Source organism: Pseudomonas sp. Irchel 3F6, assembly GCF_900187595.1.
In the GTDB taxonomy this organism is placed as follows: Bacteria; Pseudomonadota; Gammaproteobacteria; order Pseudomonadales; family Pseudomonadaceae; genus Aquipseudomonas; species Aquipseudomonas siliginis.
In genome coordinates this window covers 1,194,754-1,216,092 of record NZ_FYDP01000001.1, presented here as the reverse complement: position 1 = coordinate 1,216,092, position 21,339 = coordinate 1,194,754, and the positions used below count along the sequence as shown (strand labels likewise).

At 59.5% G+C, this 21,339-nt stretch carries 16 protein-coding genes; 4 read left to right on the top strand and 12 right to left on the bottom strand.

Translation table 11 applies throughout. The features are described 5' to 3' along the window. Window position 1 precedes the first annotated feature (1 nt). Window positions 2-421 carry a hypothetical protein gene (locus tag CKW30_RS05290; RefSeq protein WP_143497886.1) on the top strand — a complete coding sequence of 140 codons (420 nt, stop codon included), beginning with the start codon at window positions 2-4 and terminating at the stop codon, window positions 419-421. Between the two features lie 59 nt (window positions 422-480). Beyond that, complete coding sequence (locus CKW30_RS05285; RefSeq protein WP_095180190.1) at window positions 481-783, top strand: hypothetical protein; 303 nt, start codon at window positions 481-483, stop codon at window positions 781-783. A gap of 89 nt (window positions 784-872) precedes the next feature. Here CKW30_RS05285 and CKW30_RS05280 read toward each other — a convergent pair whose 3' ends face one another. The 9 genes from CKW30_RS05280 to CKW30_RS05240 all read right to left on the bottom strand — a co-directional run bounded on the left by CKW30_RS05280 (window position 873) and on the right by CKW30_RS05240 (window position 11,673). After that, a complete protein-coding gene (locus tag CKW30_RS05280) occupies window positions 873-2,504 on the bottom strand; it encodes a BatD family protein (protein ID WP_095180189.1) in 1,632 nt (543 codons plus the stop codon). Beyond that, a complete protein-coding gene (locus CKW30_RS05275) occupies window positions 2,501-4,237 on the bottom strand; it encodes a VWA domain-containing protein (protein ID WP_076562558.1) in 1,737 nt (578 codons plus the stop codon). Before CKW30_RS05275 ends, CKW30_RS05280 begins: the two co-directional genes overlap by 4 nt. Then, window positions 4,234-5,313 (bottom strand): VWA domain-containing protein, encoded by a 1,080-nt coding sequence (locus CKW30_RS05270; RefSeq protein ID WP_095180188.1) that lies wholly within the window; start codon window positions 5,311-5,313, stop codon window positions 4,234-4,236. The genes CKW30_RS05275 and CKW30_RS05270 overlap by 4 nt, the downstream gene beginning before the upstream one ends. Further along, complete coding sequence (locus CKW30_RS05265; protein WP_095180187.1) at window positions 5,306-5,803, bottom strand: DUF4381 domain-containing protein; 498 nt, start codon at window positions 5,801-5,803, stop codon at window positions 5,306-5,308. Before CKW30_RS05265 ends, CKW30_RS05270 begins: the two co-directional genes overlap by 8 nt. Next, the gene (locus CKW30_RS05260) at window positions 5,800-6,744 is read right to left on the bottom strand and encodes a DUF58 domain-containing protein (RefSeq protein ID WP_016774988.1); all 945 of its coding nucleotides are present in this window, start codon (window positions 6,742-6,744) and stop codon (window positions 5,800-5,802) included. The genes CKW30_RS05265 and CKW30_RS05260 overlap by 4 nt, the downstream gene beginning before the upstream one ends. Window positions 6,745-6,749: 5 nt before the next feature. Then, window positions 6,750-7,709 (bottom strand): MoxR family ATPase, encoded by a 960-nt coding sequence (locus CKW30_RS05255; RefSeq protein ID WP_007913915.1) that lies wholly within the window; start codon window positions 7,707-7,709, stop codon window positions 6,750-6,752. Window positions 7,710-7,876: 167 nt separating this feature from the next. Next, window positions 7,877-9,583, bottom strand: coding sequence for an ATP-binding cassette domain-containing protein (locus tag CKW30_RS05250; RefSeq protein ID WP_095180311.1), 1,707 nt, complete (start codon window positions 9,581-9,583; stop codon window positions 7,877-7,879). Between the two features lie 26 nt (window positions 9,584-9,609). Continuing rightward, a complete protein-coding gene (locus CKW30_RS05245; RefSeq protein WP_095180186.1) occupies window positions 9,610-10,797 on the bottom strand; it encodes a YcaO-like family protein in 1,188 nt (395 codons plus the stop codon). Window positions 10,798-11,316: 519 nt separating this feature from the next. Continuing rightward, complete coding sequence (locus tag CKW30_RS05240) at window positions 11,317-11,673, bottom strand: hypothetical protein (RefSeq protein ID WP_095180185.1); 357 nt, start codon at window positions 11,671-11,673, stop codon at window positions 11,317-11,319. Between the two features lie 293 nt (window positions 11,674-11,966). Between CKW30_RS05240 and CKW30_RS05235 the strand changes: the two genes are divergently transcribed. Beyond that, entirely contained in the window at window positions 11,967-13,361 is a 1,395-nt protein-coding gene (locus tag CKW30_RS05235) for a hypothetical protein (protein WP_095180184.1), read from the top strand. Between the two features lie 479 nt (window positions 13,362-13,840). Further along, entirely contained in the window at window positions 13,841-18,736 is a 4,896-nt protein-coding gene (locus CKW30_RS05230) for an NAD-glutamate dehydrogenase (RefSeq protein ID WP_095180183.1), read from the top strand. A gap of 61 nt (window positions 18,737-18,797) precedes the next feature. Here the strand turns inward: CKW30_RS05230 and CKW30_RS05225 are convergent, their stop codons facing one another. The 3 genes from CKW30_RS05225 to CKW30_RS05215 form a co-directional block, all read right to left on the bottom strand. Next, entirely contained in the window at window positions 18,798-20,096 is a 1,299-nt protein-coding gene (locus tag CKW30_RS05225) for a hypothetical protein (RefSeq protein ID WP_095180182.1), read from the bottom strand. 275 nt (window positions 20,097-20,371) lie between these two features. Beyond that, window positions 20,372-20,773: a cupin domain-containing protein gene (locus CKW30_RS05220; protein ID WP_095180181.1), complete on the bottom strand. Its 402-nt coding sequence runs from the start codon at window positions 20,771-20,773 to the stop codon at window positions 20,372-20,374. Window positions 20,774-20,965: 192 nt separating this feature from the next. Further along, entirely contained in the window at window positions 20,966-21,259 is a 294-nt protein-coding gene (locus tag CKW30_RS05215) for an antibiotic biosynthesis monooxygenase family protein (RefSeq protein WP_064363423.1), read from the bottom strand. Window positions 21,260-21,339: the final 80 nt, after the last annotated feature.

Below are 21,339 nucleotides of genomic sequence, written 5' to 3'. Positions count from 1 at the left end.
GGTGGATTTTTCATTCCAGGTATTTGGAACGGTAGGACCTCTGAATGGCACCTTGTCCAGAACGCAGGTGCGTAGCATTTTGGGTGGTGATTTTGAGGAGTTTAAGAAAACGGCTGCCTCGTTGAATACGACGGATGCGTTTGTAAGATACGACTTACATGTCTTTTATGACCCTCGAGATGTTGTGAAAGGTGCGGAGTTTTTCGAAAGAAGCGGCGTCACCTGGATGGGGCACAAACTTGTGGGACAAAAATTGTCTCGCATACTGAGCCTGTTCCGCAGTAACGGCATTCAACCTGTCATTGACGATGACGGGTTTGACGTTAGCGAATTTGGTATGAGCTTTTATGTACCGGACATCGAGGACGGTGAGGACGCATTGATCAAATCCCTGTACATCAACCTGCGTACCGATAGGTAATCCTCCATTTTCATGGCTCTGAGGAAACTCCACTTCCACCGCACTCCGGAGGTTTTACAGTGATTACCGAAGACATAAAGATCATCCAAGAGATTTTTCAGGTGGTCGAAGCCGGCATCGTCCATGGCTATGACGCGTTCCGTTATGGCGTGGAGTTGGGGGAGGGCTACATCGAGACGGAGCTATGCGTTGAGAAAGACGGCGTCGAGGACTGGAACGCTGAAACTGATATTAACGGGGCGATTATCCTTCGTTTGGTCGACCAGCTTCAGGAAAACGCAGTCAAGCGTGGCGAGCCATGGAAGTCATTCGTCCTCTCCTATCGAGAAGGCGAACAAGTCAAAACGAAATTCGAGTATTGATTCCGGACTTTCCGATCAAAAGATCGCAGCCTTCGGCAGCTCCTACACACAATCCGTAGGGATCTGCCAAAGGCTGCGATCTTTTGCTTTTACTTCGGATAAAGCGGCGGCAACCCACTCTCACCCACCGGATCCTGCACGCGCTCGGCGGCTGGAATCGTTCGAATCGCCCGCCACAAATCCTCACCCTGCCAATGCTGCCCGATCTCGCTGTACAGCGCGCCGTTCAGCCCATCCAACGCGTCCGATAACGGCACAAACCGCGCGGCCATGTCTGCCAGCGTCTCCGGCTGCTGTCGCGCCCAGGCGTCCAGTGCCTGGCGGGTGGCGTGGGGGTCGTTGGCTTGGCTGGCGCGTTTGATGTCGTCGAGCAGGGTGCGTGGGCTCGGACCGGTCTGGGCGGCGCGGTGGATTGCCGGTTGCCAGCGGGCGCGCCACCAGAGGCCGAAGCCGAGCAGGGTGGTGCAGGCGAGGATCAGGGTGCTGAGTTTCCACCACCACAAAGTGTCGTTGTCGGGCGTACTCGGTTGCAGGGTGCCGGCCGGGGTGTCGATTTGCAGGCTGGGGTTGTTCGCCACTTGCAGGGTGCGCGCGGGCAGGCTGCTGTGTTCGAGGTGGTCTTCGAAGGTGTTCCACCAGACCACGTCGACGGTTGGCAGGTCGATCGCGCCGCTGCGGCTTGGCACCAGGGCTTCGCGTTCTTCGCGGCTGCCGATGATCCCGCGGTCGCTGCTCTGGTTGCTCAGCACCGGTTGGTCGGGGTAGCGGCGCAGGCCGTTGACGTCGGTGGCGGGCAGGGCTGGCAGTTGCGAGCTGGCGAGGCCTTCGACTTTCAGGGTCAGGCTGCGGGTCAGGGAGTCGCCGACCTGAGTGTGATCCGGTTCCGGGCTCCAGCTTTCGCTGAGGCTGAGGTTGCGCGCCGGCAGCCATGGTGCATCGACCGGGTAGGTCAGCGGTTTCGGTTTGACCGTCAGCGGAATCGACGCCGAGCTGACGCGCATCAGTTTGCCGGGCTTCGGCCCCGAGGCGTCTGCCGATGGCGCGGTATCCACCAGCGTGGCGCTGAACGTCTGCGGGGCGATCGTCAGCAGACCGCTGTGTTGCGGATAGATCGCGTAGCGCATCTCGATCACGCCGTGGCGCAGACCGTTGATGTCTTTTTCGTAGGTGCGCGTGTCGCCAAGTTGTTCGATGCGCGCATCGGCGATTTGCAGCGGGCTCAGGCTGCTGTCGTCGTACAGCGAAACCGAGTGGTAGATGCGCAAGGTCAGGATGGCCTGGGCCTGCACGTAGACGCTGGTCTGGTCGAGGCTGGCTTCGATGAACACCGGATCAAGGCTGTTGTTGTCTTCGCGGTTGTCGCTGGCGATCACCTGCACGGTGATCGGCTGGCTCTGTGCTTCGCCCAGTTGCAGCGGCGGAATCACTACGCTGCCGTTCTCTTTCGGCAGCAGGGTGATGATCCAGCGTGTGGTCGCGCGGTTGTCGCCGTTGAGGGTGTTGAGCTGGTTGACCTGGCGCGTGCCGCGCACTTCGAACAACGCTTCAAGCGCCGAAAGATCGGGCTTGCCGAACTGGGTGACGTCGTCAGTTTCGAGGGTGAGCTCGACCGTCTCGCCGGAGTTCAGGCGACTGCGATCCACGCTGGCGGTCAGCACGGCCGCTTGAGCGGTAGTCGTGCAGATCAGCAGGGGCAGCAAGAGAGCGGTGAAGCGGGTCATCGATTGTTTTCCTGATCCTGATGTTGTTGCTGTTCGTACCAGAATTTGCGCCTGAGCAGTTCGCCCGGGTCGTCCGGGATCTTGCCCAGCCATTGTTCGAGCGCCTGACGCTGCTCGCCTTCGAGGTTGTTCTCGCTCGGGCGCAGGGTCGGCACCGTGTCGGTTTCCTCTTCCTCGTTGCTGCCGGGGATTTCATTGGGGCCGGGCAGCGGCGGGGCGGTCGGCGGCGGTTCGCTGGCCGACTCGGCCGGTTGCGCCTCGCTCTGGGTTTCACTGCTCACCGCCGGAGGGGGCGCGGTGGTGGGCGAAGGCTCATCGCCGGGCAGACTTTGTTCGTTGGGCTGGTTGTCCGGTTCGGGCGGCGGCGGGGCGTTTTTCTGCTTCAGCAGGTTTTCCACCAGCGCCTTGTTGGTCTGCGCCGGACGCAGATCCGGTTGCAGCTCGAGCGCCTGTTCATAGGCGTCGATTGCTGCTTCCAGCTCGCCGCTTTTGGCCAGGGCGTTGCCACGATTGTAGTGGGCGCGGGCATCGCTGCCCTCGGCGAAACGCTGAGCGGCGCCACTGTAGTCGCCGGCCTCGTACAACGCCACCCCTTGCCACTGATGATCATCGAAATGCTGCGCGGCTTCGGCCGGGCGTTTCTGCTTGAGCAGGTGCAAACCTTGCTGGTCGGGGCGCAACCACAAGTCTTCGAAGTCGAAAGCGTAGCTCGGTTGCGGCAGGCACCACAGCAGCGGCAGGCAGAACAGCCAGCCACGGCGCCCGGCACAAGCGGCGAGCAACAGCAGCGGCAACAGCAGCCAATAGCCCTGATCGGCCCACGTATCGAGGCGCACGGTCTGGCCGTCGTCGCGCAGGCTGCGGGGGCCGTTGAGCAGGCCAAGGGCGCCAAGATCAGCCTCGTCAAGACGCGCCGGGTGATACTCACCGCCTACGCTGTTGAGGAAAGTCGCCAGACCGGGGCTGTCGAGTTGCGGCACGCGGATCGCGCCTTGCTCGTCCTTGAGGAAACTGCCGTCCTCCTGGGCAATCGGCGCACCTTCGGCGGTGCCGATGCCGAGCATCAGCAGTTGCGTCGACTCGCCATTGAGCGCACGGCGAATGCCGCGCCGTTCCTCTTCATTGAGCGACGAACCGATCAACAGAATCCGTCCCTGTCCCAGCGCACCTTGCTTGAGCAACGCCAGCGCCTTGTCCACGGCCAGATCGGCGCGGTGGCCGGCTTCCGGCATCAGCGACGGCTTCAGCGCGTCGAGCAGATTGCGGCTGGTCGCCAGATCATCCGACAGCGGCACCAGCGTGTGCGCGCTGCCGGCATAAACGACGATGGCGGTCTGCGCATCGCTGCGCGCCTGCAACAGGTCGAACAGCTTGCGCCGCGCCTGTTCCAGACGCGTCGGCGGCGAGTCGGTGGCGAGCATTTCCGGGGTCAGTTCGAGCACCACCACCAATGGATCGGCAGGCTTCTGGCTGGTCTGTTCGACGCGCTCCCAGCTCGGCCCGAGCAAGGCCAGAATGGTCAGCAACCACGCCACGCCTAGGGCGATCCACGGCAGTTTGCTCTGGCGCCCGCTGCCGCCACTGAGCAGCGCAGCGTGAAATGCCGGCGGCAGAATCATCTGCCAGCGCCCGGCGCGTTTCTGCCGGTGCCAGAGTTGCCAGAGCAGCCAGCCGAGCAGCGGCAACAGCAACAGCCACCAAGGGCGGAACCAGTGCGGCCAGAGCGCGATCATCGGCGCCTCCGCAGGCGCAAACGCTGCAAGCGCTCACGCCAGTCCGGCAGCGGACTTTGTAAATACAGTTGTTTGGTAAACAGGCGTTGCAGCGGATTGTCCGGCCACAGTTCGCGGACGACCAGCAACAGGCTCAACCACAGCGCCAACGCCAGCGGCCAGTGATACAAGGCTTGCGCCGGGCGTGCCTGAGTCGGTTGCTGAGTCACCGGTTCGAGCTGATCGAGGGTGTCCTTGATCGCTTGCAGCTCTTTGCCGTCATGGGCGCGGAAGTACTGGCCGCCGGTGATTTCGGCGATGGCCTTGAGTGCCGGCTCATCCAGATCGAGGCTCGGATTGACCCCGAGCAGGCCGGTCGAGCCGCTGTCCTCGGGATTGGCGCCGATGCCGATCGGATAGATTCTGACGCCTTCGCTGGCGGCCAGTTTCGCGGCGGTCAGCGGATTGATTTCGCCGCCGTTGTTGGCGCCGTCGGTGACCAGAATCAGCACGCGACTTTGCGCCGGGCGCAGACGCAGGCGTTTCAGGGCCAGGCCGATGGCATCGCCGATCGCGGTGTTCTTGCCGGCGATGCCGATCCGCGCCTCGTCGAGCCAGACGCGCACGGTGCGCCGGTCGAAGGTCAGCGGTGCTTGCAGGTAGGCCTGACTGCCGAACAGGATCAGACCGACGCGATCGCCGTCGCGGCTTTCAAGGAAATCGCCGAGCAAGTGCTGCACCAGCGACAGACGACTGACTTCTTCGTCCTGCCACTGCATGTCGGGAAAATCCATCGAACCAGACACGTCCACCGCCACCAGCAGATCACGGCCACTGGCGGCAATCGGCAGCGGTTCGCCGAGCCATTGCGGGCGCGCGGCGGCGATCAGCAAGATCAGCCATAGCAAGATAAACGGCGCCTGCTGCCGCCACGCCGGCAAGTTCGCACGCGCGCGGCGGCGGGCGAGGCCTTCGAGGTCGGCGAGGAAACTGACTTTCAGCGCCGGCTCGCCGCTGTCGGCCACCGGCAGGACAAGACGCATGAGCCACGGCAGCGGCAACAGCACGAAGATCCACGGCCAGGCGAACTCAAACATGTTTGCGAATCCACGTGTCGACCGCTTGGGTCAGGCCGGCGATGGCTTTGTCGTCAAGTTTGCATTCCGGTTTGTACGCGCCTTCGACCAGCACCATCCAGCGCGTCAGGCCGGCAGCGGGGCAGCGATTATCGAGGAAGGCCAGCCATTTGCGGCCGTTGAGGGTGTGGCTCTGGCTGTACGGATAGTGGTTGCGGCACAGGCGTTTGAGCAGGCCGTTGAGTTGTTGCAGCCAGGCACCGGCGGGTGCACCGTCGTAGGGTTTGGGCATTTGCGCCAGTTCGGCGAGCGCGGCGATGCGCACCGGATCCAGCGGCTGCTCGGCGCGCACCAACGGGCGTTTCTTCATCGGAATGAAACGCCGTAGCTTCCACACGGCGAAACCCAGCAGCGGCAACAGCAGAAGCAGCAGCCACCAGCCCGGCGCCGGCGGCCAGAACGCGATCGGCGGCGGTGAGATCAGCGGTTGCAGTTGTTCGAGGCCGTTCATCGACCTTTCCCCGGACGCTGCGGGTTCAGGAACTCGCGCATCTGCTCGACCATTTCGCTCTGCGTGCTCAACGGCATCAGCAACACCCGCAGCTTTTGCGCGAGCAATTCCCAACGGGCGATGCGCGCTTCGGCCTGGGCGCGGTAGGTCTGGCGCAGATCGAAGTTCAGCGTGTCGATTTCCAGTTGCGCGCCACGTTCGGCGAAGCGCAGCAGGCCGGCGGCGGGCAGAGCATGATCCAGCGGATCGGACAGCGGCAACATCAGCAAATCACAATGCCGCGCCAGCAAACTCAGTTGTTGTTCGGCGCTGTCGGACAACGCGCGCTCATCGCAAATAACGATGGCCAGACTGCCCGGCCGCAGCACTTCCCGCGCCCGGCGCAAGGCCACGCCGAAGGCATCGCGATCCGGCTCGCGCTCGCTGTGCAGCGATTGATTGACCTTGACCAGCCGGTTGAGCAATTGCAGCAGGCTCTGCTTGCTGCGCCGAGGCTTGATTTCGTAGTGCTCGTTGTCGCCGAACACCAGCCCGCCAACGCGGTCGTTGTGCCCCAGCGCGGCCCAGCCGATCAACGCTGCAACCTGCGCCGCCAGCACTGACTTGAACATCAGCCCCGAGCCGAAAAACAGCCGCGTGCTTTGCTCGACCATGATGAAAATCGGCCGCTCGCGTTCTTCATGGAACAGCTTGGTGTGCGGCTCCTGCGTGCGCGCGGTGACGCGCCAGTCGATGGTGCGCACGTCGTCACCGGCCTGATACACCCGCACCTGATCGAAGTCGACGCCACGGCCACGGAATTTCGAGTGATGCAGGCCGATCAGCGGGCTGCGCTGACTCGGCGTGGAAAACAGCTGTACCTCGCGCACGCGGTGACGCATCTCGATCAGCTCGGCTAGGCTGATGCGGATACCGGGTTCGGAGGGCAGGGCGGCGTTCATGGGGGTCAAGCGACGGCGACGACGTCGAGAATCCGCTGCACCACGCGGTCCTGATCGATGCCAGCGGCTTCGGCTTCGAACGACAGAATGATGCGATGGCGCAACACGTCGAACAGCACGGCCTGAATGTCTTCCGGGCTGACGAAGTCGCGACCGGCCAGCCAGGCGTGGGCGCGGGCGCAGCGGTCGAGGGCAATCGAACCGCGCGGACTGGCGCCATAGGCGATCCACTCGGCCATTTCCGGGTCGAACTTGGCCGGGTTGCGCGTGGCCATGACCAGTTGCACCAGATATTCCTCCACGGCGTCGGCCATGTACAAACCGAGGATTTCCTTGCGCGCGGCGAAGATCGCCTGCTGGCTGACCCGACGCTCGGGCTTGGTCTCGCCGTTCAACGCCTCGCCACGCGCCTGTTGCAGGATGCGCCGTTCGACGGCGGCGTCAGGGAAGCCGATCTTGACGTGCATGAGGAAACGGTCGAGCTGAGCTTCCGGCAGCGGATAGGTGCCTTCCTGTTCGATCGGGTTCTGCGTGGCCATCACCAGAAACAGCGGCGACAGCTCATAGGTGCTGCGCCCGACACTGACCTGGCGCTCGGCCATCGCTTCGAGCAAGGCCGATTGCACCTTGGCCGGCGCACGGTTGATTTCGTCCGCCAGCACAAGGTTGTGAAAGATCGGCCCTTGCTGGAAGACGAAGCTGCCGGTTTCCGGACGGTAGATTTCGGTGCCGGTGATGTCGGCCGGCAGCAGGTCGGGGGTGAACTGAATTCGATGGAACTGGGCTTCGATGCCCTCGGCGAGTTCTTTGATCGCTTTGGTCTTGGCCAGACCGGGAGCGCCTTCAACCAGCATGTGGCCGTCGGCGAGCAGGGCGATGAGCAAACGCTCGATGAGTTTTTCCTGGCCGAGAATCTGCGTTGAAAGAAAGGTTCGCAGCGCCAGCAGCGCTTCACGATGTTCCATCGGTGACTGTTCCTGGAAAGGGGGTGGCCGGGGCGTTCGGATAACGCCGGGGCTGGGGGCGTTACTTTAATCCATCGTGGGGGGCGGCGACTAACGGCATTTGCGCGATTTGTCAGTATCGGCCCTCGTTTGCACTGCGTGGGGCCGTTTCTGGACGTTTTTGCGATTCAGGTCTGCGTGTGCAAGCTGTGCAATATGACCTTGATGGCGGGGCGCTCAAGCAGTTCGAACCATTTGCCTTCATCAACGATGGCGCCTTGCTGCATGACGAGCACGCGGTCAAAACGATGGAGATGTTCAACATCATGGGTGACACATATAAGGCCCTGTCCAGCGAATGTCTTGAATAGCAAATCCCACACTGGTGTAGCGAGTTTCGGTTCAATCGAAGCACTCGGCTCATCAAACAGATTGAATTTGCCCGGTCGATTCAGAAGTCGCAGCAACGAAAGCCGCTTCGCTTCACCTCCGGAGATATTGGTGGCGTTTTCAGCGATGTGACCTCGGCCAATGATTTCATCAAGCTGGAGGCATTGAATTGCCTCGTTCAATGTTTTCGACTGCTCAACACCGAAAAGTACGGACTGTTCAAAACTTCCTTCCAGGAACTGCGGAGACTGGGGGCTGTAACGCACCGTTTCCAGATGAACGCGAGCATTTAAGCGATCTATGCACAGCTCGTCGATGAACAGCCGGGGCCGCACCGAAAAATCCAGTCCTGCCAGCGCTTCGAGTAACGTCGATTTGCCAGCGCCGCTGGGCCCGATGATCGCAACGGATTGGCCCTGTCGGAAGCTGATCTGGCTGGCAATTGATAGCTGCGCAACACCGTTATGGGTGATCTCGCAGGGCTCGAGCCGTAATGTTGATAGGTTATGCAACGCATCAGAGTCATTGCGGCGATCGTTATCGAAGTCAGCAGTTGCAAGTAATTCTTTGAGTCGCCGTTGATCAGCCGAAAATTGATCCAGCACCCGATAGCCTTCGGTCAGCGCCGATACATTCAACAGGAACGTACCAGCAATAGAGGAAATGGCCACCAACTGACCGACGCTGATACTTGCTTGTCCGGACGTCTGATCCATGACTCCCCAAGCCAACAAACCGCCGGTGGACAGGCTGATAAACAAAATCTTCGCCGCGCTCAACAGTCCGCCCGAGCCTGCTACGGTCACCGCAGCATTGGCGTAGCGCTCAAACGCTCGGTTCAAGAGTTGCAGGGCCGTGCGTTCGGCGCGTTCCAGTTTTATCGATTTACCAGCCCTCAAAGTATTGACCAAGGTTGCACTCAGCTCATCCTCCTGGTCATTAACAGCATCGATGTGTTTTCTGCGCCATCGAATGATCCGGTGAGTTGCATAGAGATAACAGCCACCGAGGCCAGCTAGCGCGCAGAAAACCCAGGCTCCGCCCATATACCAGAATGCGCCGGCCACAATAAGAAATTCCAGGCACAGGGGAAAACCCGTAGTGACGAAGAACATCAGCAACTGTTCGTGGGCAGTGATTCCGCGCTCGACCGACTTGATGAAGTGTCCTACTCGCCACGTGCCAAACTGGGAAAAATCCTTGCCCATCAACCGCGCCATCCAATTGATGGAAGCATCCATGACAATTCGCTGGACGAGCTTTGAGAGCAGCAGCGTTTGCAGGGGGGTGGTCATCGACTGAATGCAACCGGCCAGCGTAAAAGCTGCGGTGAAAAAAAGCAGCGTACGCAGCGTTGTGTGATCGGCATCGTTTAGTGAATCGACGATCTTGCCCAATAACAAAGGAGGGGCCAGGGCCAGGATTTTCAGGGTGATGGTCGCGCCTATTGTCATCACCAGCAGGAGTCGATGTTTCTCGCAGGCTGTTCTTATAAATGTCTGCATGAGTATGGGCCTGTGGTCGTTTTGGATCACGCCGTTGGCGTGCTCCTGGTGCCGAGCAAAATGTGCTGAGGAGCTACGGGTTGGCCATTTCTGATTATGTTGAATCGGTCGAGACCCGGGATATAAGTCTGGGTAACTACGTTGGTCCCCGGGTACTCCATGACTGTTCTGGAAAATAGGACTTTGTTCATACCGCTCAGGTTTTTTCGGAGCAAGGCAAGTTGTTCAGGAACAGAGAGTGCAAGCAGGCTTTTTGGCGGCGCCAGGGTATTGAGTTTCAAGTTTTTAACGGGTGCAAAGTCTATCAGCTGTTTCAGTTTCTCGGATTGACAAAGCACATCAAGTACCTTTCGGTCCGCGATTTCATCGTTGGCGTCGTATAAGGCGTTTGATTGGAATTGCTCCGTTACCGCTCTTTGGATGGCGATAAATATGTCCAAAGAACAGCCGGAGCCGATTGCGGATATATGTCGGTCGCCGGGGCCGGTTCGTGGGAATGCAACCGCCAGATAAACTTCTGACTCGTCTTTGATAATGATGATCTGCAAAGCTTCGGCAGCCCGTAGCGCGTATGAGTTGTTGAACAGGGCTTGCGCAAGCAGGGGCGCCGACGGTGAGTAGAGATCTATCGCAGGTATCAGTCTGCAGACGGCCATGAAAAACCGGGACAACAGGTGTCGCTCAATCAGTTCCAGGGTACCGTGCAGCAGTGCTTCTGATTTCGTGCAGCCGAAAGCAGTTCCTGAGTTAGAGGCGTAGCGATTTAAAAAGCGCGTCGGTTGACTCGTTGTTTTACGTTCATCTTTGACCGGATACAGCAGGGCGCATGGCACAAAAAGCCCGGCGCAGCCGTCGAGTGCTGCAAGCTGCAGACACTGTAGAGGCTCGATGTTTTTTCGCAGACTTGTGAAAATGCCGTCCGACTCGACCCCGTTCTGCGAAGCGATGTCACTGCAACCAAGCGTTGTGCAAAATGGCGGCTCGGCGTGAAACATCGCGTAGTGCTCAAGGCTTTCAGCAAGTGCACCTACAAGCGCGTCGGGACCTTTGCCTGCGCCTGATTCAATCAGCGTGTCGTATTCGTTATAGAGTTCGGCAGTAGCGACCAGATTACCGTCATCGACATAGCGCACTCGCGCTTTCAAACCCAGTGTCTGAATAACATTGTTTATTCGGACAAACGCTTCGCTGGATGAAATCTCACGCTCTGACATGGTGAGCCTCGTAGGCTTGAATGCCGAAAGATCGACTTTCGGCATTTTCAGGATTGGCTGATCGGGAGGCCGAGTCAGCGGGTCAGTGAGGCGAAGAAGTCCAGTTCCGTCGCCAGGAAACCTTCAAAGTGGCCCGAGCCATAAGGCAAATCCTCGAAGGTGTTTATTTCAGAACGTTTTCTACCCATTACATATGACTCCATTGAATATCACGTTGTCGGCACTTTTTTGTGCGCCGAGCTTGCATGTTTTTTTGCAAGCGCAACGAGTAATAACAAGGGAGGGGTGGGCCCGCAATCAGACGGCTTCCGATGATTGCGTAGGGCACTTCTTGAGGAGTAGTAGGATCGAGCTTCGTGCTGTTAAACACAGCGGCGTTCTATGCGGAAAATTAGCGCGAATTATGGTTTTCAGGTGTTTAGAGCTTGTAGAGGTATCGATCAGCGTGGAATTAATGACGATGGCATAAGGGGCGATCAAATGCCGTCGTCATTTATCTTGTCATGCGAGCCGAACTGGTTATTCCAGATTAATTACAAAAGTTCCTGTCCCATCGAGAATATTCTTCAAGGTCTCAACAACCTCATCCATATCCACCATATTCGGATTGAAACTGATCTCCAGCACATCATCGCCATTCAGCGCATCGGCATCCGCCGCAGCAATCTCGATCTTCAGCAGTTCCGACGTCAGCGTGACCTTCACGCCGTCAAGCGTCGAAGGCTCGCCATCCAGGGTGATCTCCAGCTCATCCTCATCCGGATAACGGCTCATCAGGAACATCTCGCCCTTGTCGCTGTGGCAGCAGAGCATGGCCATGTTGTCTTCTTCGTCGTCGCACGGGTTGACGATCAGTAGGGCGGTGGTCATTTGCATGGGGGAAATCCTGGGCAGTGGCGGCGGTGAATCTGTTCGAAGGCGCGATTTTGCCAGTCTCTGCTCGTTCGCGCTGCCTGCATCGGCAAAAAGTCGCAAAGCAGGACATTTCCGTCGCCCGGTTCCGAGTAGCGAGAAGGGAAAATCCGACGCCAGCGTAAGGCAATTACCGGATGCGCAGAATCCACCCGAAATTGCGATATTTCGCTTGTGATCGCCACCGTTTTGCCGTTAGTTTCGCCGCTCTTGCGCAACGGAGTGCGTTACCAAAACCCCAAAAAAGGACCTTTGCCATGACCCAATATTTCGAACGCGCCGAAGAAATTCGCCACCTGTCTGACGAACAGATCGAGGAGATCTACAAGCGCTATCTGGAAGGTGAGAAAACTTCGCAGCTGATGGAGCAATTCCAGATTCCTTCCAGGGTGCGCAGTCTGCTCAAGGTTCTGCCACCGATTGTCAGTGCAGACCTTACCTGTCCTTACTGTGAACTTCCGATGTGGGTGCGCCGATACGCCAGAGGTACTCCGCTCTCACTGCGGGGTCAGTTCAAATGCGTACGCTGTGAACACCAGCACAGTGTCCCCGGCGCCAATGGCCGCCACACAGCGTGCAACTGCACAGAATGTTTCAAGGTTCGCCAGCAGCAACTGGCCGCCCGGGCAGCGCGGGACCGTCTGGAGTTGCAGGCCAGATATGGCGCGCAACTCCCTGCAGTGCCTTACGCCAATCTGGGCTTTGTGCAAAAGTTGACGTTGCTCGCCTTGCTTGATGATGGCTACGGCGCAAACGTTGAATGGATTGCGCCGTTGAACGCGCCATCCCGAGAAGAGCTGCTTGCCCTGACGTTCGAGGCGCGGGAAGAGTTGCTCAAAAGCCTGCACGAAGCCGGGGTGCTGGCGGTTTCCACCGATTCCGACATCAACGCCTTCGATCGCAGCGAGGGCTGCAATATCCGCGAGTACAGCGCGGTGCGCTGGCTGCCCAGCGTCACGCTCGACGGCGTAACGCGCTGTGCCCGCGAGAATTTGTATCAGGTGCTGTATCAGGAGTTGTCGGGCAGCGTCAAAGCCGCCTGGAAGAGCGAAATCTATTCGCTGGTCTTCAGTCTCGCCCGCGAAGAGTCGCTTCAATACATTCGTGTGCTGGCCAGTGAGGTGGATTTCGCCTTCACGGCCGAGGCCCGTGCCGAGGAGGTGGTCGGGCAGTTGCTGCAGGACTTCTCGGTGAGTCAGTTGTATTACTTCGCCCGGCTGGCCGTGAGAAACGCCGCGCATTTCTATGCCACCGGCAATTCCAAGGGACGCAGCCATGCCTCCAACACCATCCCGCGCAACATGCTGGGCACGGCGCAGGACGCGCTCGCGCGCAATTGGCGCAAGAACGCCCATCGCGATGCGCGGGTGCCGCAAACGGCCTTGCAGCGCTTGCTCTACGACGTGGTGCTCAAGGACAGCGGCGCCGGATTTTCCAAATCGCCGGGCATGTACTGGCGTGACGAACTGGTCCCGCAATTCTTTTCCGCCGTGGCGTTCGACAGCGACTTGCTCAGCCATCTGCGCCTGTTCTGCCGCGAGTGCGATTCAAGCAACATCGACGCCAGCATGGACAAGCAGATCCTGCAGACGATGTGCTACGACTGCGCCACGGTGAGCAAATTCAGAGCCTTTGAGGAACTGCCGGACTGATCCGCGTCAACCGCCAGCGCTGAACCGGATGCCACGCTCAGGGTCGATAACAGGGCCTTGGGCGTTTTCGTTTCCGGATATGTAACGTCCTCGGCGACCGACCTGGCACGAAAGTCCCGTGAAACCGGGGTGTCGAGCCTGCATTTAAGCTCACGCCTGCTAGTGTTGAAGCAGGCGAAACCCTGCATTTACGTGCCAATGACCGAATATGTCGCAGCACCGCAAGCAGACACATTGTCGCACCCATTAAGCTGCGCAACGGATGAGCACCCGGAAAGGCATTGTCGGCAGTGCTGGCAGTCGCTTTTGCAGATGCTCATTCATGGAAGGTGAATGTGACCTGAGTGTCCCGTCCAGCTTCACCCACCTGTCTCCCTGTTTCCTCTGCCCGAGAATCAGGAACAGGGCGACACCAGCCCCGAAAGGGGTGTTGCACGCGACGCTTTCCATCAATAACAAGCTTAAGCGGAGTACCACAGATGGCGTTCTTCACCGCAGCCAGCAAAGCCGACTTCCAGCACCAACTGCAAGCGGCACTGGCGCAGCACATCAGTGAACAGGCACTGCCACAAGTGGCGCTGTTCGCTGAACAATTCTTCGGCATCATTTCCCTGGACGAGCTGACTCAACGTCGTCTCTCCGACCTCGCTGGCTGTACTCTCTCTGCGTGGCGCCTGCTTGAGCGCTTCGATCACGCGCAACCGCAAGTGCGTGTCTACAACCCCGATTACGAACGCCACGGCTGGCAGTCGACCCACACCGCGGTCGAAGTGCTGCACCACGACCTGCCATTTCTGGTCGACTCGGTGCGTACCGAGCTGAACCGTCGCGGCTACAGCATTCACACCCTGCAGACCACCGTGCTCAGCGTGCGTCGTGGCAGCAAGGGCGAACTGCTGGAAATCCTGCCAAAAGGCAGCACCGGCGAAGGCGTGCTGCACGAATCGCTGATGTACCTGGAAATCGACCGTTGCGCCAACGCGGCCGAGCTGAATGTGCTGAGCAAAGAGCTTGAGCAGGTGCTAGGTGAAGTGCGCGTCGCCGTTGCTGACTTCGAGCCGATGAAAGCCAAGGTGCAGGACATCCTCACCCAGCTCGACAACAGCGCCTATCCGGTCGATGCCGACGAAAAGAACGAAATCAAGAGCTTCCTGGAATGGCTGGTGGGCAACCACTTCACCTTCCTCGGCTACGAAGAGTTCGTGGTCACCGATCAGGCCGATGGCGGCCACATCGAGTACGACCGGAACTCCTTCCTCGGCCTGACCAAACTGCTGCGCACCGGCCTGACCTACGAAGACCTGCGCATCGAAGACTACGCCGTTTCCTATCTGCGCGAACCGACCCTGCTGTCGTTCGCCAAGGCTGCGCACCCGAGCCGTGTGCACCGTCCGGCTTACCCGGACTACGTGTCGATCCGCGAAATCGACGCCGACGGCAAAGTCATCAAGGAACACCGCTTCATGGGCCTGTACACCTCGTCGGTGTACGGCGAGAGCGTGCGGGTCATCCCGTTCATCCGCCGCAAGGTCGAAGAAATCGAGCGCCGCTCCGGCTTCCAGTCCAAGGCTCACCTGGGCAAGGAACTGGCACAGGTCCTCGAAGTGCTACCGCGTGACGACCTGTTCCAGACCCCGGTCGACGAACTGTTCACCACCGTGATGTCGATCGTGCAGATCCAGGAACGCAACAAGATCCGCGTGTTCCTGCGCAAAGACCCGTACGGTCGCTTCTGCTACTGCCTGGCCTACGTGCCGCGCGACATCTATTCCACCGAAGTGCGCCAGAAGATCCAGCAAGTGCTGATGGAGCGCCTGAAGGCGTCCGATTGCGAATTCTGGACCTTCTTCTCGGAATCCGTGCTGGCCCGTGTGCAGCTGATCCTGCGCGTCGATCCGAAGAACCGCCTCGACATCGACCCGCTGCTGCTGGAAAAAGAAGTGGTTCAGGCCTGCCGCAGCTGGCAGGACGACTACGCCGCACTGACCGTCGAAAGCTTCGGCGAAGCCCACGGCACCAACGTGCTGGCCGACTTCCCGAAAGGCTTCCCGGCCGGTTACCGCGAGCGTTTTGCCGCGCATTCGGCCGTGGTCGACATGCAGCACCTGCTGAGCCTCAACGAAAAAAATCCGCTGGTGATGAGCTTCTATCAGCCGCTCGGTCAGGTCTCCGGCCAGCGCGAGCTGCATTGCAAGCTGTATCACGCCGACACGCCGCTGGCGCTGTCCGACGTCTTGCCGATTCTGGAAAACCTCGGCCTGCGCGTACTGGGTGAATTCCCGTACCGCCTGCGCCACACCAACGGCCGCGAATTCTGGATTCACGATTTCGCCTTCACCGCCGCTGAAGGTCTGGACCTCGACATCCAGCAACTCAACGACACCCTGCAGGACGCGTTCGTCCACATCGTGCGCGGCGATGCCGAGAACGATGCGTTCAACCGTCTGGTGCTGACCGCTGGTCTGCCATGGCGCGACGTGGCGCTGCTGCGTGCCTACGCCCGCTACCTGAAGCAGATTCGTCTGGGCTTCGATCTGGGTTACATCGCCAGCACCCTGAACAACCACACCGACATCGCTCGCGAGCTGACCCGGTTGTTCAAGACCCGTTTCTACCTGGCACGCAAGCTCGGCAGCGACGATCTGGAAGACAAGCAACTGCGTCTGGAACAAGCGATTCTGACTGCACTGGACGATGTTCAGGTGCTCAACGAAGACCGCATCCTGCGTCGTTACCTCGACCTGATCAAAGCCACCCTGCGCACCAACTTCTATCAGACTGACGCCAACGGCCAGAACAAGTCGTACTTCAGCTTCAAGTTCAACCCGCATGCGATCCCTGAGCTGCCCAAGCCAGTGCCGAAGTTCGAAATTTTCGTCTACTCGCCACGCGTCGAAGGCGTGCACCTGCGCTTCGGCAACGTTGCTCGTGGTGGCCTGCGCTGGTCCGACCGTGAAGAAGACTTCCGTACCGAAGTGCTCGGCCTGGTAAAAGCCCAGCAAGTGAAAAACTCGGTCATCGTGCCGGTGGGTGCGAAGGGCGGCTTCCTGCCGCGTCGTCTGCCACTTGGCGGCAGCCGTGACGAGATCGCGGCCGAGGGCATCGCCTGCTACCGCATCTTCATTTCCGGCCTGTTGGACATCACCGACAACCTGAAGGACGGCGCCCTGGTGCCGCCGGTCAACGTCGTGCGTCATGATGATGATGACCCGTACCTGGTGGTCGCGGCGGACAAGGGCACTGCAACCTTCTCCGACATCGCCAACGGCATTGCCATCGATTACGGCTTCTGGCTGGGTGACGCGTTTGCGTCCGGTGGTTCGGCCGGTTACGACCACAAGAAAATGGGCATCACCGCCAAGGGCGCGTGGGTCGGCGTACAGCGCCACTTCCGCGAGCGCGGCATCAATGTCCAGGAAGACAGCATCACCGTGGTTGGTGTCGGCGACATGGCCGGCGACGTGTTCGGTAACGGCCTGTTGATGTCCGACAAGCTGCAACTGGTCGCGGCATTCAACCACATGCACATCTTCATCGACCCTAACCCGAACCCGGCGACCAGTTTCGTCGAGCGTCAGCGTCTGTTCGACCTGCCGCGTTCGGCCTGGACCGACTACGACACCAGCATCATGTCCGAAGGTGGCGGTATCTTCTCGCGCAGCGCGAAGAGCATCGCGATCTCGCCGCAGATGAAAGAACGCTTCGACATCCAGGCTGACAAGCTGACCCCGACCGAACTGCTCAATGCCTTGCTCAAGGCGCCGGTGGATCTGTTGTGGAACGGCGGTATCGGCACCTACGTCAAGGCCAGCACCGAAAGCCACGCCGATGTCGGCGACAAGGCCAACGATGCACTGCGCGTCAACGGCAACGAGCTGCGCTGCAAAGTCGTGGGCGAGGGCGGTAACCTCGGCATGACCCAACTGGGTCGCGTGGAATTCGGTCTCAATGGCGGCGGTTCCAACACCGACTTCATCGACAACGCCGGTGGCGTGGACTGCTCCGACCACGAAGTGAACATCAAGATCCTGCTGAACGAAGTGGTTCAGGCCGGTGACATGACCGACAAGCAACGCAACCAGTTGCTGGCGAGCATGACCGACGAAGTCGGCAATCTGGTGCTGGGCAACAACTACAAGCAGACTCAGGCCCTGTCCCTGGCGGCGCGCCGTGCCTACGCGCGCATCGCTGAGTACAAGCGTCTGATGAGCGATCTGGAAGGCCGTGGCAAGCTGGACCGTGCCATCGAATTCCTGCCGACCGAAGAGCAACTGACCGAGCGCGTCGCAGAGGGCCACGGCCTGACCCGTCCTGAGCTGTCGGTGCTGATTTCCTACAGCAAGATCGACCTCAAAGAGCAACTGCTGGGCTCGCTGGTGCCGGACGACGACTACCTGACACGCGACATGGAAACGGCGTTCCCGCCGACCCTGGTCAGCAAGTTCTCCGAAGCCATGCGTCGTCATCGTCTGAAGCGCGAGATCGTCAGCACGCAGATCGCCAACGATCTGGTCAACCACATGGGCATCACTTTCGTGCAGCGACTCAAAGAGTCGACCGGCATGAGCCCGGCGAACGTGGCTGGCGCTTACGTGATCGTGCGCGACATCTTCCACCTCCCGCACTGGTTCCGTCAGATCGAAGCGCTGGACTATCAGGTTTCCGCTGACGTGCAGCTGGAACTGATGGACGAGCTGATGCGTCTGGGCCGTCGCGCCACGCGCTGGTTCCTGCGTGCCCGCCGCAACGAGCAGAACGCTGCCCGTGACGTCGCGCATTTCGGTCCGCACCTGAAAGAACTGGGTCTGAAACTCGACGAACTGCTCAGCGGCGAAATCCGCGAGAACTGGCAGTCGCGTTATCAAGCGTACGTCGAAGCCGGTGTGCCGGAACTGCTGGCGCGTATGGTTGCGGGCACTTCGCACCTGTACACGCTGCTGCCGATCATCGAAGCCGCAGACGTCACCGGGCAGAACCCGGCCGAAGTGGCCAAGGCCTACTTCGCCGTCGGCTCTGCGCTGGACATCACCTGGTACCTGCAACAGATCAGCGCGCTGCCGGTGGAAAACAACTGGCAGGCTCTGGCCCGTGAAGCGTTCCGTGATGACGTCGACTGGCAGCAGCGGGCGATCACCATCTCCGTCCTGCAACAGGGCGACGGCTCGCAGGACGTGGAAGCACGCCTGGCGCTGTGGATGGCCCAGCACGAAAGCATGATCGAACGCTGGCGCGCCATGTTGGTGGAAATCCGTGCTGCGAGCGGTACGGACTACGCCATGTACGCGGTGGCCAACCGTGAGCTGCTGGATCTGGCGTTGAGTGGGCAAGCGATCGTGCCTGCGATCACTGCGAATGCCGAGCTTGAACTGGCGTAAGTAGTGGCTGAATGAAGAAGCCCCGCTCTCGAAAGAGGCGGGGCTTTTTCTTGTCTGTCATTCAGAACGTATCGGCGCAGCGAAAGGCGAAGCTACCGACGCCGTCCGTACGGGGCAGGGATGTTCCGGCTACGACAATCTGATTGTCCTGAATGGCAAGGCCTCCCGCCATGTCGAGCACGCCGGTCAGATTGATGACCAGCACACCGTCGTCGGCAAAATCGCGATCTGGATAGCCGTCCGATTTGAACTGGGCAATGACGATTTCCGAGTCTTGTTCGCCGTGGGTGCTGGAAAGCACAACGATGTGTCCGTCCCTCAGCGTGCCAGCAGTCCATTGGATGCCGAAAAGGGCTTTTGGATAGGACGTCAGGACTGGCCTCCCTTCATTGAAGTCGATGGCGTATTTCCCGTTCCTGTCGACACAAACCAGGACGCCCTGGTGAACAAAATCCTTCGAGGTGGCGCTACCGATGCCAAGGATGTTGCCACCAGGCATTTCGACCAGTTGGTTGATCTGACTGAGCTTGTCCAGGCGGTCGAACAGGGCAAAACCGTTATCGCCAAAGCTGCTGACAGGCTTACCTGTGGCGTCGAAGAGGGCGATCATTGCGCGGTAGCGGTTTTCACGTGAAACGTAACCTGCGATGGCGAATTTGCCGTCCTTGAGCCGGATCAGTGAGCCAGCCCACGTGAAGTTGGCCAGGTATCGAATCACGACGTAACCCTTCCCCTGGCCAAACGCAGTGTCCAGGGCGCCGTTGCTTTGCAGTCTGATCAAAAGACCGCATTGGTCATTGGGGGAATATCGATGGTTGCTCAACACCATCAGTTTTCCGTCGTCCAGTTCAATGGCATGGCCACTGTAATCGGATGCCGTAGTGCGTTTTTGCCCAAGTTTGATCTCCGACGACGTGAGCGCGGGCACCGGAATCGGATCAACGAAGACTACGCCGTTGACGCCAAATGCGGTCTCGGGCGTTCCGTCATTGCGAAACATTGCCAGGCAGCGTTGTGGCTGTGCGTATTCGTGTAGATAAAAGGCACCCTGAAGCAACAGATTTCCGTTCTTGAGGATGCTGATGCTGCCACCAGTGGATTTATAGCCCGGAGCGAAAACCCCGCTGGCTACGCCATCCCGGGCAAACGAAGTGTCCTGTGTGCCATCAGGCTTCAATCGCACAATGGCGAACTTGTTGCCCGGACTTGCGGCGATCAGCAGCTTGCCGTCCGCCGCGACGGCAACTGCGTTGGCGAAGCCGTTTTCCTGATCGGGATATTTAAACCAGGTGAGGCCATTTTTATCGGGGCCGAAAGTGGGGTCCAGATTATGCACAGCGGTGTCTTTTACTTCAGTCATGGTCTGCTCCTCGAATACGCTGTTTTTGCGTAAAGCGATCAGTCGATAGGGACCGGCAAATCAACGCAGTGCTGGTATTTGGGGAGCTTTCGGTCGCGCTGTCCACTGTCAGACCTGACAGTGGACAGCGGCGGATGATTGTGGATTTGGAAGACGGGATGGCCTGTCTTGCCGGGGATTTAATGTCTGAGGGATTTTGTGGTGTCCGGTCTGGCGCCTTCGCGAGCAGGCTCGCTCCCACGGTTGATCGCATTCCAAATGTGATCAGGCAGCCATCAGTTTTCCAGCGGGATCAGCACCTGCTCGTTCGGGGCCATCACCATGAACACCAGCAACCTGGCAGGCTTGGTTGAGCTGGCGTTTTTCGACACCAGATGCTCGGAGCCGGCCGGCTCGTACCAGAACTGGCCCTTTTTGTAAGTGATCGCCTGTTCGCCTTTGACTTGGGAAATCACTTCGCCGTCGAGCACGTAAGCCATCGCCGTGCCTTCGTGCTTATGGGCGATCGAGGATTGCCCGGGCTGGTAGTCGACTTCGATCATCATGGCTTTCTTGCCGGGGGCGTTTTTCAGCAGTTGTTCCTGCAGGACGGTGATTTTTTCGGATGGATCGTGGGCCATTGCCGAAGCGGAGAAGGTGAAGGCGAGGGCTGCGGCGACGAGGTGCAGGGCTTTCATGGCGGGTTACCTGTGATGGTGGGGGTGTGCTCACAGTAGGCCGCAATGTGGCCGGTTCAAACGGCCAATATTCGCGAAGATCAGGTGACCAATTCTGGTTCAAAAGCAAAGATCGCAGCCTTCGGCAGCTCCTACAGGGGAACGCATTCCAGAGTAGGAGCTGCCGAAGGCTGCGATCTTTTGATCTTGCTTTTAGACGATAGGAAAGCTGTTGAAATCGACGCTATTGGCCAGGCGGCTATCGATCAGGTCGATAAACCCCTGTGCCTCGGGCCGGTTGAAATGCGCCTGCATCGCCGCTTCCGACTGCCAGCGCGCGCTGACCGTCCAGCGGTGGCTGTCCTCGGGGCAGCGGTCGACCAGGTAGGAATCGCAGCCCGGGGTTTCGCGCAGGGTGTCGACGATCTTCTGCAATTGCTTGCCGAGCTCTTCCGAGCGGCCCGCAACAGCCTTCACCTGAACCGTGTTGATCACTTCGTTGGACATTGCTCACACTCCTGAATCAGGCCGGACGAATCCTGCTCACTGAGGGATAACGCCTGTGCAGAATAGGCCTGTCGCCATGA

What these genes read in the sequence shown, in the direction of transcription:
- CKW30_RS05280 (WP_095180189.1), bottom strand. Translation starts at nt 2,504, where the DNA reads ATGACCCGCTTCACCGCTCTCTTGCTGCCCCTGCTGATCTGCACGACT.
- CKW30_RS05275 (WP_076562558.1), bottom strand. Translation starts at nt 4,237, where the DNA reads ATGATCGCGCTCTGGCCGCACTGGTTCCGCCCTTGGTGGCTGTTGCTG.
- CKW30_RS05270 (WP_095180188.1), bottom strand. Translation starts at nt 5,313, where the DNA reads ATGTTTGAGTTCGCCTGGCCGTGGATCTTCGTGCTGTTGCCGCTGCCG.
- CKW30_RS05265 (WP_095180187.1), bottom strand. Translation starts at nt 5,803, where the DNA reads ATGAACGGCCTCGAACAACTGCAACCGCTGATCTCACCGCCGCCGATC.
- CKW30_RS05260 (WP_016774988.1), bottom strand. Translation starts at nt 6,744, where the DNA reads ATGAACGCCGCCCTGCCCTCCGAACCCGGTATCCGCATCAGCCTAGCC.
- CKW30_RS05255 (WP_007913915.1), bottom strand. Translation starts at nt 7,709, where the DNA reads ATGGAACATCGTGAAGCGCTGCTGGCGCTGCGAACCTTTCTTTCAACG.
- CKW30_RS05250 (WP_095180311.1), bottom strand. Translation starts at nt 9,583, where the DNA reads ATGCAGACATTTATAAGAACAGCCTGCGAGAAACATCGACTCCTGCTG.
- CKW30_RS05245 (WP_095180186.1), bottom strand. Translation starts at nt 10,797, where the DNA reads ATGTCAGAGCGTGAGATTTCATCCAGCGAAGCGTTTGTCCGAATAAAC.
- CKW30_RS05240 (WP_095180185.1), bottom strand. Translation starts at nt 11,673, where the DNA reads ATGCAAATGACCACCGCCCTACTGATCGTCAACCCGTGCGACGACGAA.
- CKW30_RS05235 (WP_095180184.1), top strand. Translation starts at nt 11,967, where the DNA reads ATGACCCAATATTTCGAACGCGCCGAAGAAATTCGCCACCTGTCTGAC.
- CKW30_RS05230 (WP_095180183.1), top strand. Translation starts at nt 13,841, where the DNA reads ATGGCGTTCTTCACCGCAGCCAGCAAAGCCGACTTCCAGCACCAACTG.
- CKW30_RS05225 (WP_095180182.1), bottom strand. Translation starts at nt 20,096, where the DNA reads ATGACTGAAGTAAAAGACACCGCTGTGCATAATCTGGACCCCACTTTC.
- CKW30_RS05220 (WP_095180181.1), bottom strand. Translation starts at nt 20,773, where the DNA reads ATGAAAGCCCTGCACCTCGTCGCCGCAGCCCTCGCCTTCACCTTCTCC.
- CKW30_RS05215 (WP_064363423.1), bottom strand. Translation starts at nt 21,259, where the DNA reads ATGTCCAACGAAGTGATCAACACGGTTCAGGTGAAGGCTGTTGCGGGC.